Raw genomic sequence first — 14,986 nt, 5'->3', positions numbered from 1 at the left:
AATACCTTGGAGGGAAGCGTGACTCAAAGCAAATGGCGGGCTTACAGCCATCTGATGCGCCTCGATAAACCGATCGGCAGCCTGCTGCTGCTGTGGCCAACGTTGTGGGCGCTGTGGATTGCGGGGCAGGGTGTGCCGCCGCTGTCCATTCTGCTGGTGTTTGTCCTTGGGGTGTTCCTGATGCGCGCTGCCGGCTGTGTGGTGAATGACTATGCCGATCGCGCCGTTGACGGTCACGTGAAGCGCACGGCGGGGCGCCCAATGCCGAGCGGTCGGGTGAGCGAGAAAGAGGCCAAGATCCTGTTCGTGGTGCTGGTGCTGATCTCGTTTGGGTTGGTACTGACGCTGAACGCCATGACCATCTGGCTATCGCTGGCGGCGCTGGCGCTGGCGTGGATCTATCCGTTTATGAAACGGGTGACCAATCTGCCGCAGTTTGTGCTGGGGGCGGCGTTTGGCTGGGGCATTCCAATGGGTTACGCTGCCGTCAGCGAGTCGTTGCCGCTGAGCTGCTGGCTGCTGCTGCTGGCCAATATCTGCTGGACGGTGGCTTACGATACGCTGTATGCAATGGTAGACCGCGACGATGACCTGAAGATTGGCGTCAAATCCACCGCCATTCTGTTTGGCCGTTACGACAAGCTGATCGTCGGTCTGCTGCAGTTCGCCACACTGCTGCTGCTGCTGTCGGTGGGCTATTTGGCACAGCTGAGCGGAGCATTTTATTGGTCGTTGCTGCTGGCGGGTGCCTTGTTTATCCATCAGCAAAAGCAAATCGCTACCCGCGATCGCGACGCCTGCTTCAAGGCGTTCCTGGATAACAACTATGTCGGGCTGGTACTGTTTATCGGTATCGTATTGAGTTACTGGCAGGGATAGCGGTATTTCGGCAATAAAAAAGGCACCTGAGGGTGCCTTTTTGTTTTCGATTATCAATCGATTATTCGTCTTTCTCTTCCACAGTCGCCGTTTCCGGCTGCGCGTTGGTTTCCGCCGGCATGCTGACGCTTTCGATAGTCAGCTTGATTTCCGGGGTAATCAAATCGCTCAGCATGCTGTACACCTCGAGGGTGTGCTCACGAACCGCATCGCCGATATCGTTGATGTAGCCTTCTTCACGCAACGTCGCCACCAGGGTAGAGAATACCGCCTTGTCGAAGAACTCCGGTGCGTTGATGCCGTGCAGCACCGAAAGGCGCTGGGCCATGATACGGCTCTCTTTCTCCAGCGCGCCGCGGTTGATGCTCGGGTTGGCGCTGAGGATAGACATGGTGATGGCATAGCGCTGCAACGTTTCGCGCACGCCGGCGGCCAGCAGCTGCAGAGGGCGAATGCGCGCCGGGTTAAGCACCAGATCCTCGCCTTTGTCGCAGATAAGCTGTTGGCGGATCATTTCCTCGATCAGCAGCCGCAGCACTTCCGGCAACTGTTCCTTGTCGTTATGCAGGAACAGTTCGGCTTTCAGCATCGGGTAAATCAGGCCGATCTGCCGCAGCAGTTCAGCGCGTGACACCCGGCGGTGATGCATCACTATGGTGGCGATCAGCGAAGGCAGCACCAGCAGATGGTGAATATTGTTGCGGTAATAGGTCATCAGCACTGCCTGCTCGCGCGGCAGGATGATGATATCGCCGATGTTATCCTTCTCCACCTCGAACTTGTTCATGTTCAACGCGTGATCCAGCAGCGCGTCCGGCGTCTGGGTTGGCACGGTGACGTCGCCGGCGTAAGGCACGTTGCGCATCAGTTGCAGATAACACTCCAACTGCTCAAGCAGCTGTTCACGGGTCAGCGAACGCTGGCGTGAGGCCAGCAGCGCCGTGGAACACAGGTTCATGGCATTGGCGGCGGCCGCGTTGTTGATGCGTACCATAATCTTGGCCGCCAGGTCGTTGACCGTTGGCGTCAGCCAGCTTGGACGTTGGGCTTCGATCGGGTCAATCGATTCGCGCCACTGCGGCACGTTCTGGTTCAGGTAGGCGGTCAACGGCAGCGGATCGCCGAAGTTGACGTAACCCTGACCGAGATTGCGCAGTTTGCGCAGGCCGCGCAGCATCTGCAACAGGCTCTCTTTTTCCTTGGTCGCACCGCGCAGTTCTTTGGCGTAGGTACCCACTTCCATCACGTGTTCGTAACCGATGTAGATCGGCACCAGCGTGATAGGGCGAGTACCGCCGCGCAACATTGCCTGAATGGTCATCGACAGGGTGCCGGTCTTCGGTTCCAGCAGGCGTCCGGTACGGGAACGGCCGCCTTCGACGAAGTATTCCACCGAGTAGCCGCGGGTAAACAGCTCGCCGAGGTATTCGCGGAACACCGTCGAGTACAGCTTGTTGCCTTTGAAGGTACGACGAATAAAGAACGCGCCCAGGCGACGGAAGATCGGCCCGGCCGGCCAGAAGTTGAGATTGATGCCGGCGGCGATGTGCGGCGGCACCAGACCCTGGTGATACAGCACGTAGGACAGCAGCAGGTAGTCCATATGGCTGCGGTGGCACGGCACATACACGATCTCGTGGCCGTCCTGCGCCAGCTGGCGCACGCGCTCGGCATTGGTGACGTTGATGCCCTGATACAGCCGGTTCCAGGTCCAGCTCAGCACCCGATCGGAAAGACGCACCGTTTCGTACGAGAAATCGGCGGCGATCTCTTCCATCAGCGCAATGGCGTTCTGCTGGGCCTTTTCATGGGAAATTTTCTTGCTGCGCGCTTCGTCTTCGACCGCTTTTTCGATCGCTTTGGAGGCCAGCAGCTTATTGAACAGATCCTGACGGGCCGGCAGGCTTGGGCCGACGGCGGCCAGACGTTGACGCGAGAAATGCATGCGCGCCACGCGTGCCAGTTTCTGCGCGATAGTTTTGTCCGTGCCGTGTTCGGTCGCCATTCGGCGCAGCGAAACGGTGTTGGAGAAACGCACGAAGCTGTCGCGGCCCAGCCACAGCACGGCGAAGAATTTCTGGACGCCGTTCAGCAGGCGCAGATGCGGCGTGCCGTGACCTTCGCGGCCAGGGGAACGGCCAAACATCACCGAAACCGGCAGCATCTGAATATCGAGATCCGGATTGCTGCGGTGCAGATCCAGATAGTCGTGAAACAGTTTGACCGACTCTTCTTTCGGCGTGTAGTAGCGGAACACGCGCGGGCCGTCGTGAATAAACACGTGGCTTGGCAGTACGGTGCCGTCTATCTCCAACGGATTGAGGGGATCGGGCAAATCCTGCGCCAGGCACTGGGTGCGCAGCGTCAGTAAATCCGCCTTGGAATTATAAGGTAAAACATACAGAATCGGCCGTGAGGGATCCAACCCTAACTCCGTGACCGGATCTGAAGGGATAACCTTACTTCTTACCAACAATTTGAGTGGTAAATTCAATAATTTATAATAAATTTTACGCCAACCTGACATAACAACGTGAAGCCTCTTGTTAGCAATGCGCCGCAAGCATACCAGAAACCGGGTAGCAGATCTGTGGTGTTGGAAAACCGGGAGCCGGGAGAGTTTCCTGACCCAAGCTCTATAATTATGACTTACCTCTGTGAAAGGCACTAAAAAACATGGCAAACCAAGCAACCGGACTGACCCGTATTATTAAAGCCGCCGGCTATTCCTATAAAGGGTTTTCTGCTGCCTGGCAGCACGAAGCCGCATTTCGCCAGGAACTGGTGGCGACCGTGCTGGCTATCATACTGGCGATCTGGCTGGATGTGGGTGCGATAGCGCGCATTTTGCTGATCGGCTCGGTGCTGTTGGTGGTGGTCGTCGAGATGCTGAACAGCGCGATTGAAGCCATTGTCGATAGGGTGGGCACGGAACACCACGAGCTTTCCGGCCGCGCGAAAGATATGGGGTCGGCGGCGGTAACGCTGACGATCGTCCTGGCGCTGTTTGTCTGGGGTTCTGTACTGTGGCAGCACTTTGCCTGAGTGGAATGCCCGGTTGCGGCGGGGGCGCTAATCCCTGATTTTTATTCATTCTTCGGTTCCCAAGGCGCGCTTACCTGTATATACTCACAGCAAGACTGTATAAACAAACAGGGGGCGGAATGAAAGCACTAACTACCAGACAACAAGAAGTCTATGATCTGATTCGCGATCATATTTCGTCAACTGGCATGCCGCCAACGCGCGCCGAGATCGCCATGCGTCTGGGGTTCCGTTCGCCAAATGCTGCAGAAGAACACCTGAAAGCGCTGGCGCGCAAGGGCGTGATCGAGATCGTCTCCGGCGCTTCGCGCGGCATTCGCCTGCTGATGGAAGATGAAGAAGGTTTACCGCTGATTGGCCGCGTGGCCGCCGGTGAACCGCTGCTGGCGCAGCAGCATATCGAAGGGCACTATAAGGTGGATCCTTCCCTGTTCAAACCGAGCGCGGATTTCCTGCTGCGGGTCAATGGCATGTCGATGCGTGATATCGGCATTCTCGATGGTGATCTGCTGGCGGTGCATAAAACCCAGGACGTGCGTAACGGCCAGGTGGTCGTGGCGCGTATTGAAGACGAAGTCACGGTCAAGCGCCTGAAAAAAAACGGCAATGTGGTCGAGCTGCTGCCGGAAAACAGCGAATTCCAGCCTATCGTGGTCGATCTGCGTCAGCAGAATTTCACCATTGAAGGCCTGGCAGTCGGCGTGATCCGCAATGGCGACTGGATTTAACCCACCCGCCAGAACGTCGTCTCCTGATTTAAATCGCCCCAGTTCTGGGGCGATGTCATTTCTAATTCAATGTAATACCCAATAGATTTCAAGGCGCAGGAAGGCGGCCAGCGAGAGAATCCGCAGGAGCTTACTCAAGTAAGTGGCTGGGGTGAGCGCGCGTAGCCAACACATCTGCACCTTGAAAGATGAAGGGTATCCACGGGAACATTTCACTATGCGCCTGCTTTCTGCCTTCACCAGCGATACTGATAAAGCCCTATGGCGCCTTGCGTTGCCCATGATCTTTTCCAATATTACCGTCCCGCTGCTTGGGTTGGTGGATACTGCGGTGATTGGCCACCTGGAAAGCTCCACCTATCTGGGCGGCGTAGCTATTGGTGCCATGGCTACCAGCTTCCTGTTTATGCTACTGCTGTTCCTGCGCATGAGCACTACCGGCCTGGCGGCGCAGGCGCTCGGTGCGCAGGATCCGTCGGCACTGGCACGCGCTTTTATGCAGCCGCTACTGATGGCGGTATTGGCCGGGTTGGCCATCGTATTGCTGCGCCATCCGCTGATCGATGCAGCTCTACAGATTGTGGGCGGTGATGGCGCAGTACTGGAACAGGCGCGGCTTTTCCTCGAGATCCGCTGGCTAAGCGCGCCGGCAGCGCTGGCCAATATGGTGATTCTGGGCTGGCTGCTTGGGGTGCAATACGTGCGTGCGCCGGTGATCTTGCTGATTGTCGGTAATCTGTTGAATATCGTACTGGATATCTGGCTGGTGATGGGGTTGGGCTGGAACGTGCAGGGGGCGGCGATAGCCACCGCCATCTCTGAATACGCCACGTTGTTGCTGGGGCTGTGGCTTACCTGGCGGGTGATGCGCATACGCGGCATTGCCGCACCGATGCTGCGCCGGGCCTGGCGCGGTAATCTGCGGCGCCTGTTGGCACTGAATCGCGACATTATGCTGCGTTCATTGTTGCTGCAAGTGTGTTTTGCTTCACTGACCATCTTCGGCGCCCGGCTGGGCGGTGACGTGGTGGCGGTAAACGCGGTGCTGATGAATTTACTGACTTTCACCGCCTACGCGCTTGACGGTTTTGCCTATGCGGTAGAAGCGCATTCCGGCCATGCCTATGGCGCCCGCGACGACAGCCAACTGCGCAAGGTGTGGCGCGCGGCATGTCGCCAGGCCTGCCTGGTGGCGTTGGCCTTTGGGGTGGTGTATGCCGTTGCCGGGCAGCATATCGTGGCCGCGCTAACCTCTTTGCCGGAACTGCGTACGCTGGCAAGCCATTATCTGCCGTGGCAGGTGGCGCTGCCGTTGGTCGGTGTGTGGTGCTATCTGCTGGACGGCATGTTTATTGGCGCCACCCGCGGTGCAGAAATGCGCAACAGCATGGCGGTGGCGGCCGTCGGTTTCGGCCTGACGTTATTTACCGTCCCGTTGTTGGGCAACCACGGATTATGGCTGGCGCTGGCGGTGTTTCTGTCGCTGCGGGGCATTGCGCTGGGCTGGTTCTGGCACCGTCACCGGCTGCACGGCACCTGGTTTGCGGTACGATAAGTCAGTGATCTTTACCGATAATCAAGTAATTTATCTTATGTTTTTATTTATATTTGCTTACATATTTCAAAGCGTCGTCCCATCTGGGTAGCGCCTTGTTTGTTGGCGTGTTTTTCTGATTTATAGTTTTTTAATGGGTTTTTATTCTGGTTTTTGTTATTTTTTCGTTATCTGCGTCTACACTTAATCATGTGGCTGGCTAAATGAATGGGGGAGTGGCATCCCTTTGGTTGGTAGCAATAGACCATAAAAATTGCTTGGTTAGATGCCCAGTCAGCACAGTGTCAAACTGATTTAACACAGGTTAACGGAGAGACTATGAACAAAGATCAAGCTGACGGTAACTGGAAACAGTTCAAAGGGAAAGTGAAGGAACAATGGGGCAAGCTGACCGATGACGATTTGGCGGTCATTGAAGGGAAACGCGAACAGCTTGTCGGTAAAATCCAGGAACGTTATGGCTACCAGAAAGAGGCGGCCGAGAAAGAAGTTAAGTCCTGGGAAGACCACAACAAGTATCGCTGGTAGCGAGCAGGGCCACAGCGGATGGTGGCCGTAAGCGACTGACTGTAGCCGGCCCGGCGTTTTTCATCCCCTCAACGCCACGGCCGCAGGTACAGGGAAGTGCCTGACCAACCCCGCATAATTTATTTCTTCTTGATGGCGATACTGTGATCGTGCTCGCCGCAATCATGCTTGCTGTCGCAGGCCTCAACCTCAACACAGCCTGAACACAGGCCATGCGCTTCCACCACGCTGTGACGCAACACAAAACCCGACTCTTTCGCCAGCTTTTGCAGCGTCTCCTCGACCCCTTCGGTGGTGCGTTCAGTCACCTGAGCACAGCGATCGCAGATAAACAGCGCGGAGGTATGCATCGGTTGTTCGAAGTGATGGCACAACACATAGCTGTTGGCTGATTCCACCCGATGAATAAACCCTTGTTCCAAAAGAAAATCCAGCGCGCGGTATACCGTTGGCGGTTTAGCCTGCGGTTCAGCCACGCGCAGCAGATCCAGCAGGTCATAAGCACTGATGGCACCGGGCTGTTGTGCCATCAGGCGTAACACTTCCAGCCGCTGCGGTGTCAGCCGCACATTGCGTTGCTGGCAGAGTTGTTCAGCCTGCGCCAGCAGCTTTTCCTGGGTGCTTGAGTTCATGGCAAATATCCCGGTACGTAAAAAAACCGATTTTACCATGATTAAGCGCAATCGCCGAGAGTCGCCCCCTTTTCCGCTGATAAGGAGCAACCTGATGCGGAGATACGGCTGGTGCGATGAAAAATGAGTGACCCTTCACGCGCTAGGCCGGCACCGGAGCGGTGGGCAAGCGTCGTGATCCCTCCTCAGCTGGACAGTGAACGTTGCAGGCGCTCCGCCAGCGTGGTCATCTCCGTCGCCGGATTATGGCCAATCAGCATAAAGCTGTGACTGCCATCGGCCCAATACACCACATTCATCCCCTGACGGCGTTCGCTTTGTGCGGCCTCCGGCTTGCCCGGTTGTTGAATAATGCACAGTGCCAGCGGGCCAAACCGGGCGTCCAGCCAGGTCAACTGAGCAATGCGACGATCGTCGTAAGCCAGCACACGGGCATTTTTCAGCTCTGCACCCCTCAATGCCAGTTTGGGCGCGGTGAGGGCAATGCCCAGCCGTTCGCCGGTGTGCTGCAACTGGCTGGCGAGCAGTGCAGGGGATCCCTCGAAGCCCGCCAGCGTTTCCGGGGTGTAGAGCGCCATATACTGCGCGACCAGGCAACGCCAGCTATCTTCCGGCTGGCTCGCTTGCTGCCAGGCGCGATCGCCCGCGACCCCCAGCGCCAGAAAACCGACGGCAGCGGCAATCAGGGCACGGCGGCTGATGCGGTGTTGTGGGGCTGGCGCGGCAAGTGGCCATCTGGCTTGGAGCCGTTGCACCGGCGCCTCATCCAGCAAAGGGGCGAACGCCTGTTTGAACGGCAGATTGCCGCGCTCCAGCAGCGACAAACGGTCGGCCAATGCCGGTTCATCGACCAGGCGCTGCTCCAGGCTGCGGCGCTGCTGGGGATCCAGTTGATTGTCCAGATAGGCGACCAGCAGTTCATCCGCAGTGTAGTATGAGCTCATGATCGTTCTCCTTTTAACTGCGGGGCGCGGGTTTGCAGCGCGCTGTCGTTCGCAAGCCGTAGACGTGCCGCTGCCAGGCGGCTCATGATGGTGCCGATGGGGACGCCGAGTACCTCGGCCGCCTCCCGGTAAGAAAGCTCCTCCACGTACACCAGGAATAGCGTATTGCGCTGCGCCTCCGGCAAGCGATTGACCCGCTGCATCACCTCATTGGCCCATATCGTCTCTTCCCCGTTTTCCTCGCCGGCCAGATCGTCGACGTCGACAAAACCCTGCCCCTGACGGATATGCCGGGCACGGACTTCGTTCAGCCAAATGGAATGCAGAATCGAAAACAGCCAGCGATCCATACGCGAGCCCAGAGTAAAGTGTGCGGCGCGCTCCAGCGCCCGTACACAGGTGGCTTGTACCAAATCGTCGGCGATATCCCGCCGGTGAGAGAGCACTAAACCATAGCGCCACAGGCGGGCAAGATACTGGCCGATTTCGTTGCGGATTGCGTCGCTGCTGATAATTGCCTCCGGCCTTACCCTAGGATTCGGGGTGGTGATCGATGGCTGCCGCCAGATCGCGATACTCTTCGCAACCGGTGCCGCACAGCGATTGGATCACGCCGAGTTGTTCTTTCGCCAGGTCCGGACGGCCTTTCACCATATAGGCCTCGCCCAGATATTCGCGGACTTTCGCGTAGTTGGGATCGATCGCTACGGATTTTAAATAGTAGCCGATCCCTTCATCCGTGCGCCCGAGCTTGCGGGTGGCGTAGCCCCGGTAGTTCAGCGCCACGGCGGTGTTGGGATTTTTCAGGGTGTTCAGCACGTCGAGGGCATCCTGATAGCGGCCGCTTTTTGCCAGCGCATAGGCGTAGTTCGCCCGATCGTTGTCGCCGATCATGCTGCTTTTATCCACCATGCAGGTCTTGGTTTTTGTGTCGTATATCTGGCCTTTCGGGCAGGTTGGCGTGGTTTGGCCGCTGTCGTCGCCCCCCATTGCCAGGGCCGCGCCGGAAAACAGCGCAAAGCCGGCAATAGCGGTCAGCAACAGGCGTTTAACGAAACTGTTCATGGTTTTTTCCTCATTGGAAGGGGGACGAATTGCCCCCTTGGCGAGAGAACACTTGAAGCGGCGTTTTTATTCGTTTTTTCTTTTTCTTTTTGGCCTGATGGCACGGCGGTTTTCCCAACGCCGCCGATTGTCGTTATAATAGCCGTTTGCGGCAGTACGCCGTTCGTTGAATCCCAGACAGATCAGGTAGCCAGTAACTCAGCATGACGACAGACAACCACGCCTCAAAATATGCCGCCAATCGTTTCTCCATTGCGCCGATGCTCGACTGGACCGATCGTCATTGCCGTTACTTCCATCGCCTGCTGACCAAAGAAACGTTGCTGTACACCGAAATGGTGACCACCGGCGCGATTATTCACGGCAAGGGCGACTACCTGGCCTACAGCGAAGAAGAACACCCGGTGGCGTTGCAGCTGGGCGGCAGCGATCCGGCTGCGCTGGCGCACTGTGCCAAACTGGCCGAACAGCGCGGCTACGACGAGATTAACCTCAACGTCGGTTGTCCGTCCGATCGGGTGCAGAACGGCATGTTCGGTGCCTGTCTGATGGGGCAAGCGACGCTGGTTGCCGACTGCATCAAGGCGATGCGTGACGTGGTGTCGATCCCGGTGACGGTCAAAACCCGCATCGGTATTGACGACCAGGACAGCTACGAGTTTTTGTGTGATTTCATCGCCACCGTCGCCGGGCGCGGCGAGTGCGACATGTTTACTATCCATGCGCGCAAGGCCTGGTTGTCCGGCCTCAGCCCGAAAGAAAACCGTGAAGTACCGCCGCTGGACTATCCGCGCGTGTACCAACTGAAACGGGATTTCCCGCAGCTGACTCTCGCCATCAACGGCGGTGTGAAAACGCTGGAAGAAGCAAAGCAGCATCTGGAGCATCTGGATGGTGTGATGATGGGGCGCGAGGCTTATCAGAATCCGGGCATTTTGGCGCGGGTCGACAGCGAGCTGTTTGGTCGCCAGACCGAGGTCATGGACAGCGTGGCGATTATCGAATCGCTGTATCCGTATATTGAACGTGAGCTGTCGAACGGCACCTATTTGGGGCACATCACCCGCCATATCCTCGGCCTGTTCCAGGGCGTGCCGGGAGCGCGCCAGTGGCGTCGCCATCTGAGCGAGAACGCCCACAAACCGGGCGCCGATGCGCGCGTGGTGGAAGCTGCGCTGGATCTGGTACGTCTGCCGCGTACCGAAGTGGCGTAATACACAAAGAATTTGACTAACAGTTAGTCTTTTTCATCAGGCATTCAGCACTCTGCTGTTTGCCTGCTTTTGTATTTCAATTGCTTATCTTTCCCGCCGTTCTGGCACGCATCTTGTAATACTCCTGCAGAGACTTTGTTTTGCGAAGGAGCAATCATGTTAGAACTCTTCTTTCTCATTGGCTTTGTAGTGATGCTGATGGTGACCGGAATTTCGCTGCTAGGCGTGTTCGCCGCGTTACTGGTCGCGGCGGCGTTTATGCTGCTGGGCGGCCTGTTTGCGATGGTGATAAAGCTGTTGCCCTGGCTGATTTTGGCGGTGGTGGGCGTCTGGATATACCGTTCGATGCAGAAGCCGCAAATACGTCGTTACTGATTTTTTGTCGATTAATCAGACAGTCACGCTGAAATTTGCGTAACGAATTCATCATGAATGCGGCGACGATCACACCTTGGCGTTTTAAATGCGAATGCGGCACATTAAGCGTGTTTTTCGCGTTTAGGGGCTGGTAGGATGTTTGTCGATGCAGCGATGCGACCTATTTCATCACCGCAAGAGACAATATTACCCAATACGAGCGTTGCTGAAGCAACCCCTGTCTCTGGCGGACTCTGCTCTACCCCTACAAATGCAGTAATAGAAAGGGCTCCTTGCGGAGCCCTTTTCTTTTGCCTGGGGATCAGGGGATCAGCAGGCTCGAACCGCTGGTGTTGCGGCTTTCCAGCACCTCATGCGCACGCTGCGCATCGGCCAGCGCAAACTTTTGCTCATCTTTTACGTCGACCTTGATTGCGCCGCTGCCGATCAACGAGAACAGCTCATTGCTGGCGAATTGCAACTCGTCGCGGGTAGTGACGTAACCGTTAAGCGAAGGGCGGGTGACGTACAGCGAACCTTTCTGGTTCAGCAGTGCCAGATCGACGCCGGTTACCGGGCCGGAGGCGTTGCCGAAACTGACCATCAGCCCACGGCGTTTCAGGCTATTGAGTGACGCCTGCCAGGTACTTTGGCCCACCGAATCGTACACCACGCCGACTTTTTCGCCCTGCGTCAGTTCAGCCACCCGTTGGGCGATATCTTCTTTATGGTAATTGATGGTCGCCCAGGCACCGGCGCGTTTAGCCAGTTCAGCTTTTTCGTCGGAGCCGACGCTGCCGATAAGCTTTGCGCCGAGCGCCTTGGCCCACTGGCAGGCAATCAACCCGACGCCGCCTGCGGCGGCATGGAACAGAAACACTTCGCCCGGCTGCACTTCATGGGTTTGGCGCAGCAGATAATGTACCGTCAGCCCTTTCAGGAACGAGGCAGCACCCTGCTCAAAGCTCAGGTTATGCGGCAGGATCGCCACTTTCTCCACCGAAACATTGTGAACGTCGCTGTAGGCGCCGAGTGATGACTGGGCGTAAACCACACGGTCGCCCGGTTTCACCGCGCTGACGCCGGCACCTACCTTGATCACCACGCCGGCCGCTTCGGTGCCCAACCCGCTTGGCAGGCTGGCGGGCGGGTAGAGACCGCTGCGAATATAGGTATCGATGTAGTTGATACCGATCGCCTTATTCTCAACCTGGACCTCACCGGGTGCCGGATCGATAGGCGTAAAATCAACGTATTGCAACACTTCCGGGCCGCCGGTGGCGGAGAATTGAATGCGCTTTGCCATTTCATTGCCTCATTGGGGTGTCTGATTTCACCCTACGCGTTTTAGTATTGACGATCCAGTTTAGCCGGGCGCGGATTGATACCTTTTTTGCATCGGTTATGCCGCGGGAATCACAGATAAAAATCACGTATACTCTCGCGTCAGGATTCTCCATTCGCAACCGGATAAAGAATACGCTTCATGGCAGGAAAAAAACCAACCAACAAAACTTACGCGGACGACGCCAGAGATCGCCCCCGAGATCGCCAGATGGAAGGGCTGAAGATGCCGCCACATTCGCTGGAGGCGGAACAGTCCGTGTTGGGCGGTTTGATGCTGGATAACGAACGCTGGGATAACGTATCGGAACGCGTGGTCTCCAACGATTTCTTCAGCCGTCCGCACCGCCTGATCTTCACCGAGATGCAGCGGCTGTTGGAAATGAGCCGGCCTATCGACCTGATCACCCTGTCAGAATCGCTCGAGCAGCGCGGTGAACTGGATTCGGTGGGCGGTTTCGCCTATCTGGCCGAGCTGTCGAAAAACACCCCAAGCGCCGCCAACATCGGCGCTTATGCTGACATTGTGCGTGAACGTGCGGTCGTACGCGAAATGATCTCGGTAGCCAACGAGATCGCCGACGCCGGTTACGATCCGCAGGGCCGCAGCAGCGAAGATCTGCTCGATCTGGCCGAGTCGCGGGTATTCCAGATCGCGGAAAATCGCGCCAGTAAAGATGAAGGCCCGAAAGGTATCGAGCGTATTCTGGAAGACACCGTTTCGCGTATCGAACAGCTGTATCAGCAGCCGCACGACGGCGTTACCGGGGTAGACACCGGCTATCAGGATCTCAACAAGAAAACCGCCGGTTTGCAAAAATCGGACCTGATCATCGTCGCCGCCCGTCCTTCGATGGGGAAAACCACTTTCGCCATGAACCTGTGCGAACACGCCGCCATGACGCAGGAAAAGCCGGTGCTGATCTTCAGCCTGGAGATGCCCGGCAACCAGATCATGATGCGTATGCTGGCGTCGCTGTCGCGCGTCGACCAGACGCGTATTCGTACCGGCCAGCTCGACGACGAGGACTGGGCGCGTATTTCCAGCACCATGGGCATTCTGCTGGAGAAGCGCAATATGTACATCGACGACTCCTCCGGCCTGACACCAACCGAAGTGCGTTCCCGCGCACGCCGTATTTTCCGCGAGCATGACGGCCTCAGCCTGATCATGATCGACTACCTGCAGCTGATGCGCGTGCCGGCCCTGTCCGACAACCGTACGCTGGAGATCGCCGAAATTTCCCGCTCGCTGAAGGCGCTGGCGAAAGAGCTGCAGGTGCCGGTGGTGGCGCTGTCGCAGTTGAACCGAAGCCTGGAGCAACGCGCCGACAAACGCCCGGTCAACTCCGACCTGCGTGAGTCCGGCTCCATCGAGCAGGATGCCGACCTGATCATGTTCATCTACCGTGACGAGGTTTATCACGAGAACAGCGACATGAAAGGGATTGCCGAAATTATTCTGGGTAAGCAGCGTAACGGCCCGATCGGTACCGTGCGCCTGACCTTTAACGGCCAGTGGTCGCGTTTCGATAACTACGCGGGGCCACAGTATGATGATGAATAATCAGCTAAGGAATTGAAATGAAAGCGGCAACCGCTGTCATCGACCGCCGCGCTCTGCGACATAATCTGCAACAGGTGCGCCGCCAGGCGCCGCAAAGCCGCCTGATTGCCGTTGTGAAAGCAAACGCTTATGGACATGGCCTGCTGGAAACAGCTCACACCCTGCAAGACGCCGATTGCTACGGCGTGGCACGCATTGGCGAGGCGCTGATGTTGCGCTCCGGCGGCATCGTGAAACCGATCCTGTTGCTGGAAGGCTTCTTTTGCGCTGAAGATCTGCCGGTACTGGTGGCGAATAACATCGAAACCGCGGTGCACAGCATCGAACAGCTTGAAGCGCTGGAGCAGGCCGAGCTGGCGCGCCCGGTGCCGGTATGGATGAAGCTGGATACCGGCATGCACCGCCTCGGCGTTCGTCCGGAACAGGCCGAAGCCTTTTATCAGCGTCTGAGCGCCTGCCGTAACGTGGCGCAGCCGGTCAATATCATGAGCCATTTCAGCCGTGCCGATGAACCGGACTCTGACGCTACGCTCAAGCAAATGCAGTGCTTCGAAAGTTTTGCCCGTGGCAAGCCGGGCCAGCGCTCGATCGCCGCTTCGGGCGGTACCTTGCTGTGGCCGGATGCGCACAATGACTGGGTGCGTCCGGGCATTATCCTGTACGGCGTTTCTCCGATGGAGGATTCCTGCGGCAGCCAGTTTGATCTGCAGCCGGCGATGACGCTGAAGTCCAACCTGATTGCGGTACGTGACCACAAGGCCGGCGAGTCGGTGGGGTACGGCGGCACCTGGGTGAGCGAAGGCGACACTCGTCTGGGCGTGGTGGCGATGGGTTACGGCGACGGTTACCCGCGCAGTGCGCCTTCCGGTACCCCGGTGTGGCTCAATGGCCGCGAAGTTCCGGTGGTCGGCCGGGTGTCGATGGACATGATTTCGGTCGATCTCGGGCCGGACGCGACCGATAAGGTCGGCGATGAAGTGGTGCTATGGGGCAAGGCGTTGCCGGTTGAACGCATTGCCGCTTGTACCGGCATCAGCGCCTATGAGCTGATTACCAAGCTGACGCAGCGCGTGGCGATGGAATATATCGGCGAATAGCCTGTCGTGGGCCGGCAAGGTGCCGGCCCCA

The 14,986-nt window shown here is 57.5% G+C and carries 15 protein-coding genes; 9 read left to right on the top strand and 6 right to left on the bottom strand.

Going from position 1 to position 14,986, the window contains the following annotated elements:
* Positions 1–6 precede the first annotated feature (6 nt).
* A complete protein-coding gene (ubiA, locus tag V2S86_RS19585) occupies positions 7–879 on the top strand; it encodes a 4-hydroxybenzoate octaprenyltransferase (protein WP_330763772.1) in 873 nt (290 codons plus the stop codon).
* 61 nt (positions 880–940) lie between these two features.
* On the opposite strand, the gene plsB is transcribed toward ubiA, so the two are convergent.
* Positions 941–3,406: a glycerol-3-phosphate 1-O-acyltransferase PlsB gene (gene plsB, locus V2S86_RS19580; protein WP_330763771.1), complete on the bottom strand. Its 2,466-nt coding sequence runs from the start codon at positions 3,404–3,406 to the stop codon at positions 941–943.
* Between the two features lie 149 nt (positions 3,407–3,555).
* Between plsB and V2S86_RS19575 the strand changes: the two genes are divergently transcribed.
* The 4 genes from V2S86_RS19575 to V2S86_RS19560 all read left to right on the top strand — a co-directional run bounded on the left by V2S86_RS19575 (position 3,556) and on the right by V2S86_RS19560 (position 6,735).
* A complete protein-coding gene (locus V2S86_RS19575) occupies positions 3,556–3,924 on the top strand; it encodes a diacylglycerol kinase (RefSeq protein WP_330763770.1) in 369 nt (122 codons plus the stop codon).
* 119 nt (positions 3,925–4,043) lie between these two features.
* A complete protein-coding gene (gene lexA / locus V2S86_RS19570) occupies positions 4,044–4,652 on the top strand; it encodes a transcriptional repressor LexA (protein ID WP_311994588.1) in 609 nt (202 codons plus the stop codon).
* Positions 4,653–4,869: 217 nt separating this feature from the next.
* Positions 4,870–6,207, top strand: coding sequence for an MATE family efflux transporter DinF (gene dinF, locus V2S86_RS19565; RefSeq protein ID WP_330763769.1), 1,338 nt, complete (start codon positions 4,870–4,872; stop codon positions 6,205–6,207).
* A gap of 318 nt (positions 6,208–6,525) precedes the next feature.
* Positions 6,526–6,735 carry a CsbD family protein gene (locus V2S86_RS19560; RefSeq protein ID WP_061799184.1) on the top strand — a complete coding sequence of 70 codons (210 nt, stop codon included), beginning with the start codon at positions 6,526–6,528 and terminating at the stop codon, positions 6,733–6,735.
* 119 nt (positions 6,736–6,854) lie between these two features.
* Here the strand turns inward: V2S86_RS19560 and zur are convergent, their stop codons facing one another.
* From zur to V2S86_RS19540, 4 genes are all read right to left on the bottom strand, one after another.
* Positions 6,855–7,367, bottom strand: a complete 513-nt coding sequence (zur, locus tag V2S86_RS19555; protein ID WP_013814747.1) for a zinc uptake transcriptional repressor Zur — start codon at positions 7,365–7,367, stop codon at positions 6,855–6,857.
* 185 nt (positions 7,368–7,552) lie between these two features.
* Entirely contained in the window at positions 7,553–8,311 is a 759-nt protein-coding gene (locus V2S86_RS19550; protein WP_330763768.1) for an anti-sigma factor family protein, read from the bottom strand.
* Positions 8,308–8,808: an RNA polymerase sigma factor gene (locus V2S86_RS19545; protein WP_442996089.1), complete on the bottom strand. Its 501-nt coding sequence runs from the start codon at positions 8,806–8,808 to the stop codon at positions 8,308–8,310. Before V2S86_RS19545 ends, V2S86_RS19550 begins: the two co-directional genes overlap by 4 nt.
* A gap of 34 nt (positions 8,809–8,842) precedes the next feature.
* Positions 8,843–9,376, bottom strand: a complete 534-nt coding sequence (locus tag V2S86_RS19540) for a tetratricopeptide repeat protein (protein WP_330763767.1) — start codon at positions 9,374–9,376, stop codon at positions 8,843–8,845.
* Between the two features lie 203 nt (positions 9,377–9,579).
* On the opposite strand from V2S86_RS19540, the gene dusA reads away from it, so the two are divergent.
* Together dusA and pspG are read left to right on the top strand one after the other, a co-directional pair.
* The gene (gene dusA / locus V2S86_RS19535) at positions 9,580–10,590 is read left to right on the top strand and encodes a tRNA dihydrouridine(20/20a) synthase DusA (protein ID WP_004948772.1); all 1,011 of its coding nucleotides are present in this window, start codon (positions 9,580–9,582) and stop codon (positions 10,588–10,590) included.
* 156 nt (positions 10,591–10,746) lie between these two features.
* Positions 10,747–10,965, top strand: coding sequence for an envelope stress response protein PspG (gene pspG / locus V2S86_RS19530; RefSeq protein WP_006317798.1), 219 nt, complete (start codon positions 10,747–10,749; stop codon positions 10,963–10,965).
* A 304-nt stretch (positions 10,966–11,269) separates the two neighbouring features.
* Here the strand turns inward: pspG and V2S86_RS19525 are convergent, their stop codons facing one another.
* A complete protein-coding gene (locus V2S86_RS19525; protein ID WP_330763766.1) occupies positions 11,270–12,253 on the bottom strand; it encodes a quinone oxidoreductase in 984 nt (327 codons plus the stop codon).
* A gap of 180 nt (positions 12,254–12,433) precedes the next feature.
* On the opposite strand from V2S86_RS19525, the gene dnaB reads away from it, so the two are divergent.
* A complete protein-coding gene (gene dnaB / locus V2S86_RS19520; protein ID WP_330763765.1) occupies positions 12,434–13,858 on the top strand; it encodes a replicative DNA helicase in 1,425 nt (474 codons plus the stop codon).
* 17 nt (positions 13,859–13,875) lie between these two features.
* Positions 13,876–14,955, top strand: coding sequence for an alanine racemase (alr, locus tag V2S86_RS19515; RefSeq protein ID WP_006317801.1), 1,080 nt, complete (start codon positions 13,876–13,878; stop codon positions 14,953–14,955).
* Positions 14,956–14,986 lie beyond the last annotated feature (31 nt).

It is taken from the genome of Serratia sp. C2(1), assembly GCF_036352655.1.
GTDB classification, from domain to species: domain Bacteria; phylum Pseudomonadota; class Gammaproteobacteria; order Enterobacterales; family Enterobacteriaceae; genus Serratia; species Serratia inhibens.
The sequence above is the reverse complement of the archived record's forward strand: the minus strand, read 5'-3'. Positions and strand labels throughout refer to the sequence as shown.

What these genes read in the sequence shown, in the direction of transcription:
- plsB (WP_330763771.1), bottom strand. Translation starts at nt 3,406, where the DNA reads ATGTCAGGTTGGCGTAAAATTTATTATAAATTATTGAATTTACCACTC.
- V2S86_RS19575 (WP_330763770.1), top strand. Translation starts at nt 3,556, where the DNA reads ATGGCAAACCAAGCAACCGGACTGACCCGTATTATTAAAGCCGCCGGC.
- lexA (WP_311994588.1), top strand. Translation starts at nt 4,044, where the DNA reads ATGAAAGCACTAACTACCAGACAACAAGAAGTCTATGATCTGATTCGC.
- dinF (WP_330763769.1), top strand. Translation starts at nt 4,870, where the DNA reads ATGCGCCTGCTTTCTGCCTTCACCAGCGATACTGATAAAGCCCTATGG.
- V2S86_RS19560 (WP_061799184.1), top strand. Translation starts at nt 6,526, where the DNA reads ATGAACAAAGATCAAGCTGACGGTAACTGGAAACAGTTCAAAGGGAAA.
- zur (WP_013814747.1), bottom strand. Translation starts at nt 7,367, where the DNA reads ATGAACTCAAGCACCCAGGAAAAGCTGCTGGCGCAGGCTGAACAACTC.
- V2S86_RS19550 (WP_330763768.1), bottom strand. Translation starts at nt 8,311, where the DNA reads ATGAGCTCATACTACACTGCGGATGAACTGCTGGTCGCCTATCTGGAC.
- V2S86_RS19540 (WP_330763767.1), bottom strand. Translation starts at nt 9,376, where the DNA reads ATGAACAGTTTCGTTAAACGCCTGTTGCTGACCGCTATTGCCGGCTTT.
- dusA (WP_004948772.1), top strand. Translation starts at nt 9,580, where the DNA reads ATGACGACAGACAACCACGCCTCAAAATATGCCGCCAATCGTTTCTCC.
- pspG (WP_006317798.1), top strand. Translation starts at nt 10,747, where the DNA reads ATGTTAGAACTCTTCTTTCTCATTGGCTTTGTAGTGATGCTGATGGTG.
- V2S86_RS19525 (WP_330763766.1), bottom strand. Translation starts at nt 12,253, where the DNA reads ATGGCAAAGCGCATTCAATTCTCCGCCACCGGCGGCCCGGAAGTGTTG.
- dnaB (WP_330763765.1), top strand. Translation starts at nt 12,434, where the DNA reads ATGGCAGGAAAAAAACCAACCAACAAAACTTACGCGGACGACGCCAGA.
- alr (WP_006317801.1), top strand. Translation starts at nt 13,876, where the DNA reads ATGAAAGCGGCAACCGCTGTCATCGACCGCCGCGCTCTGCGACATAAT.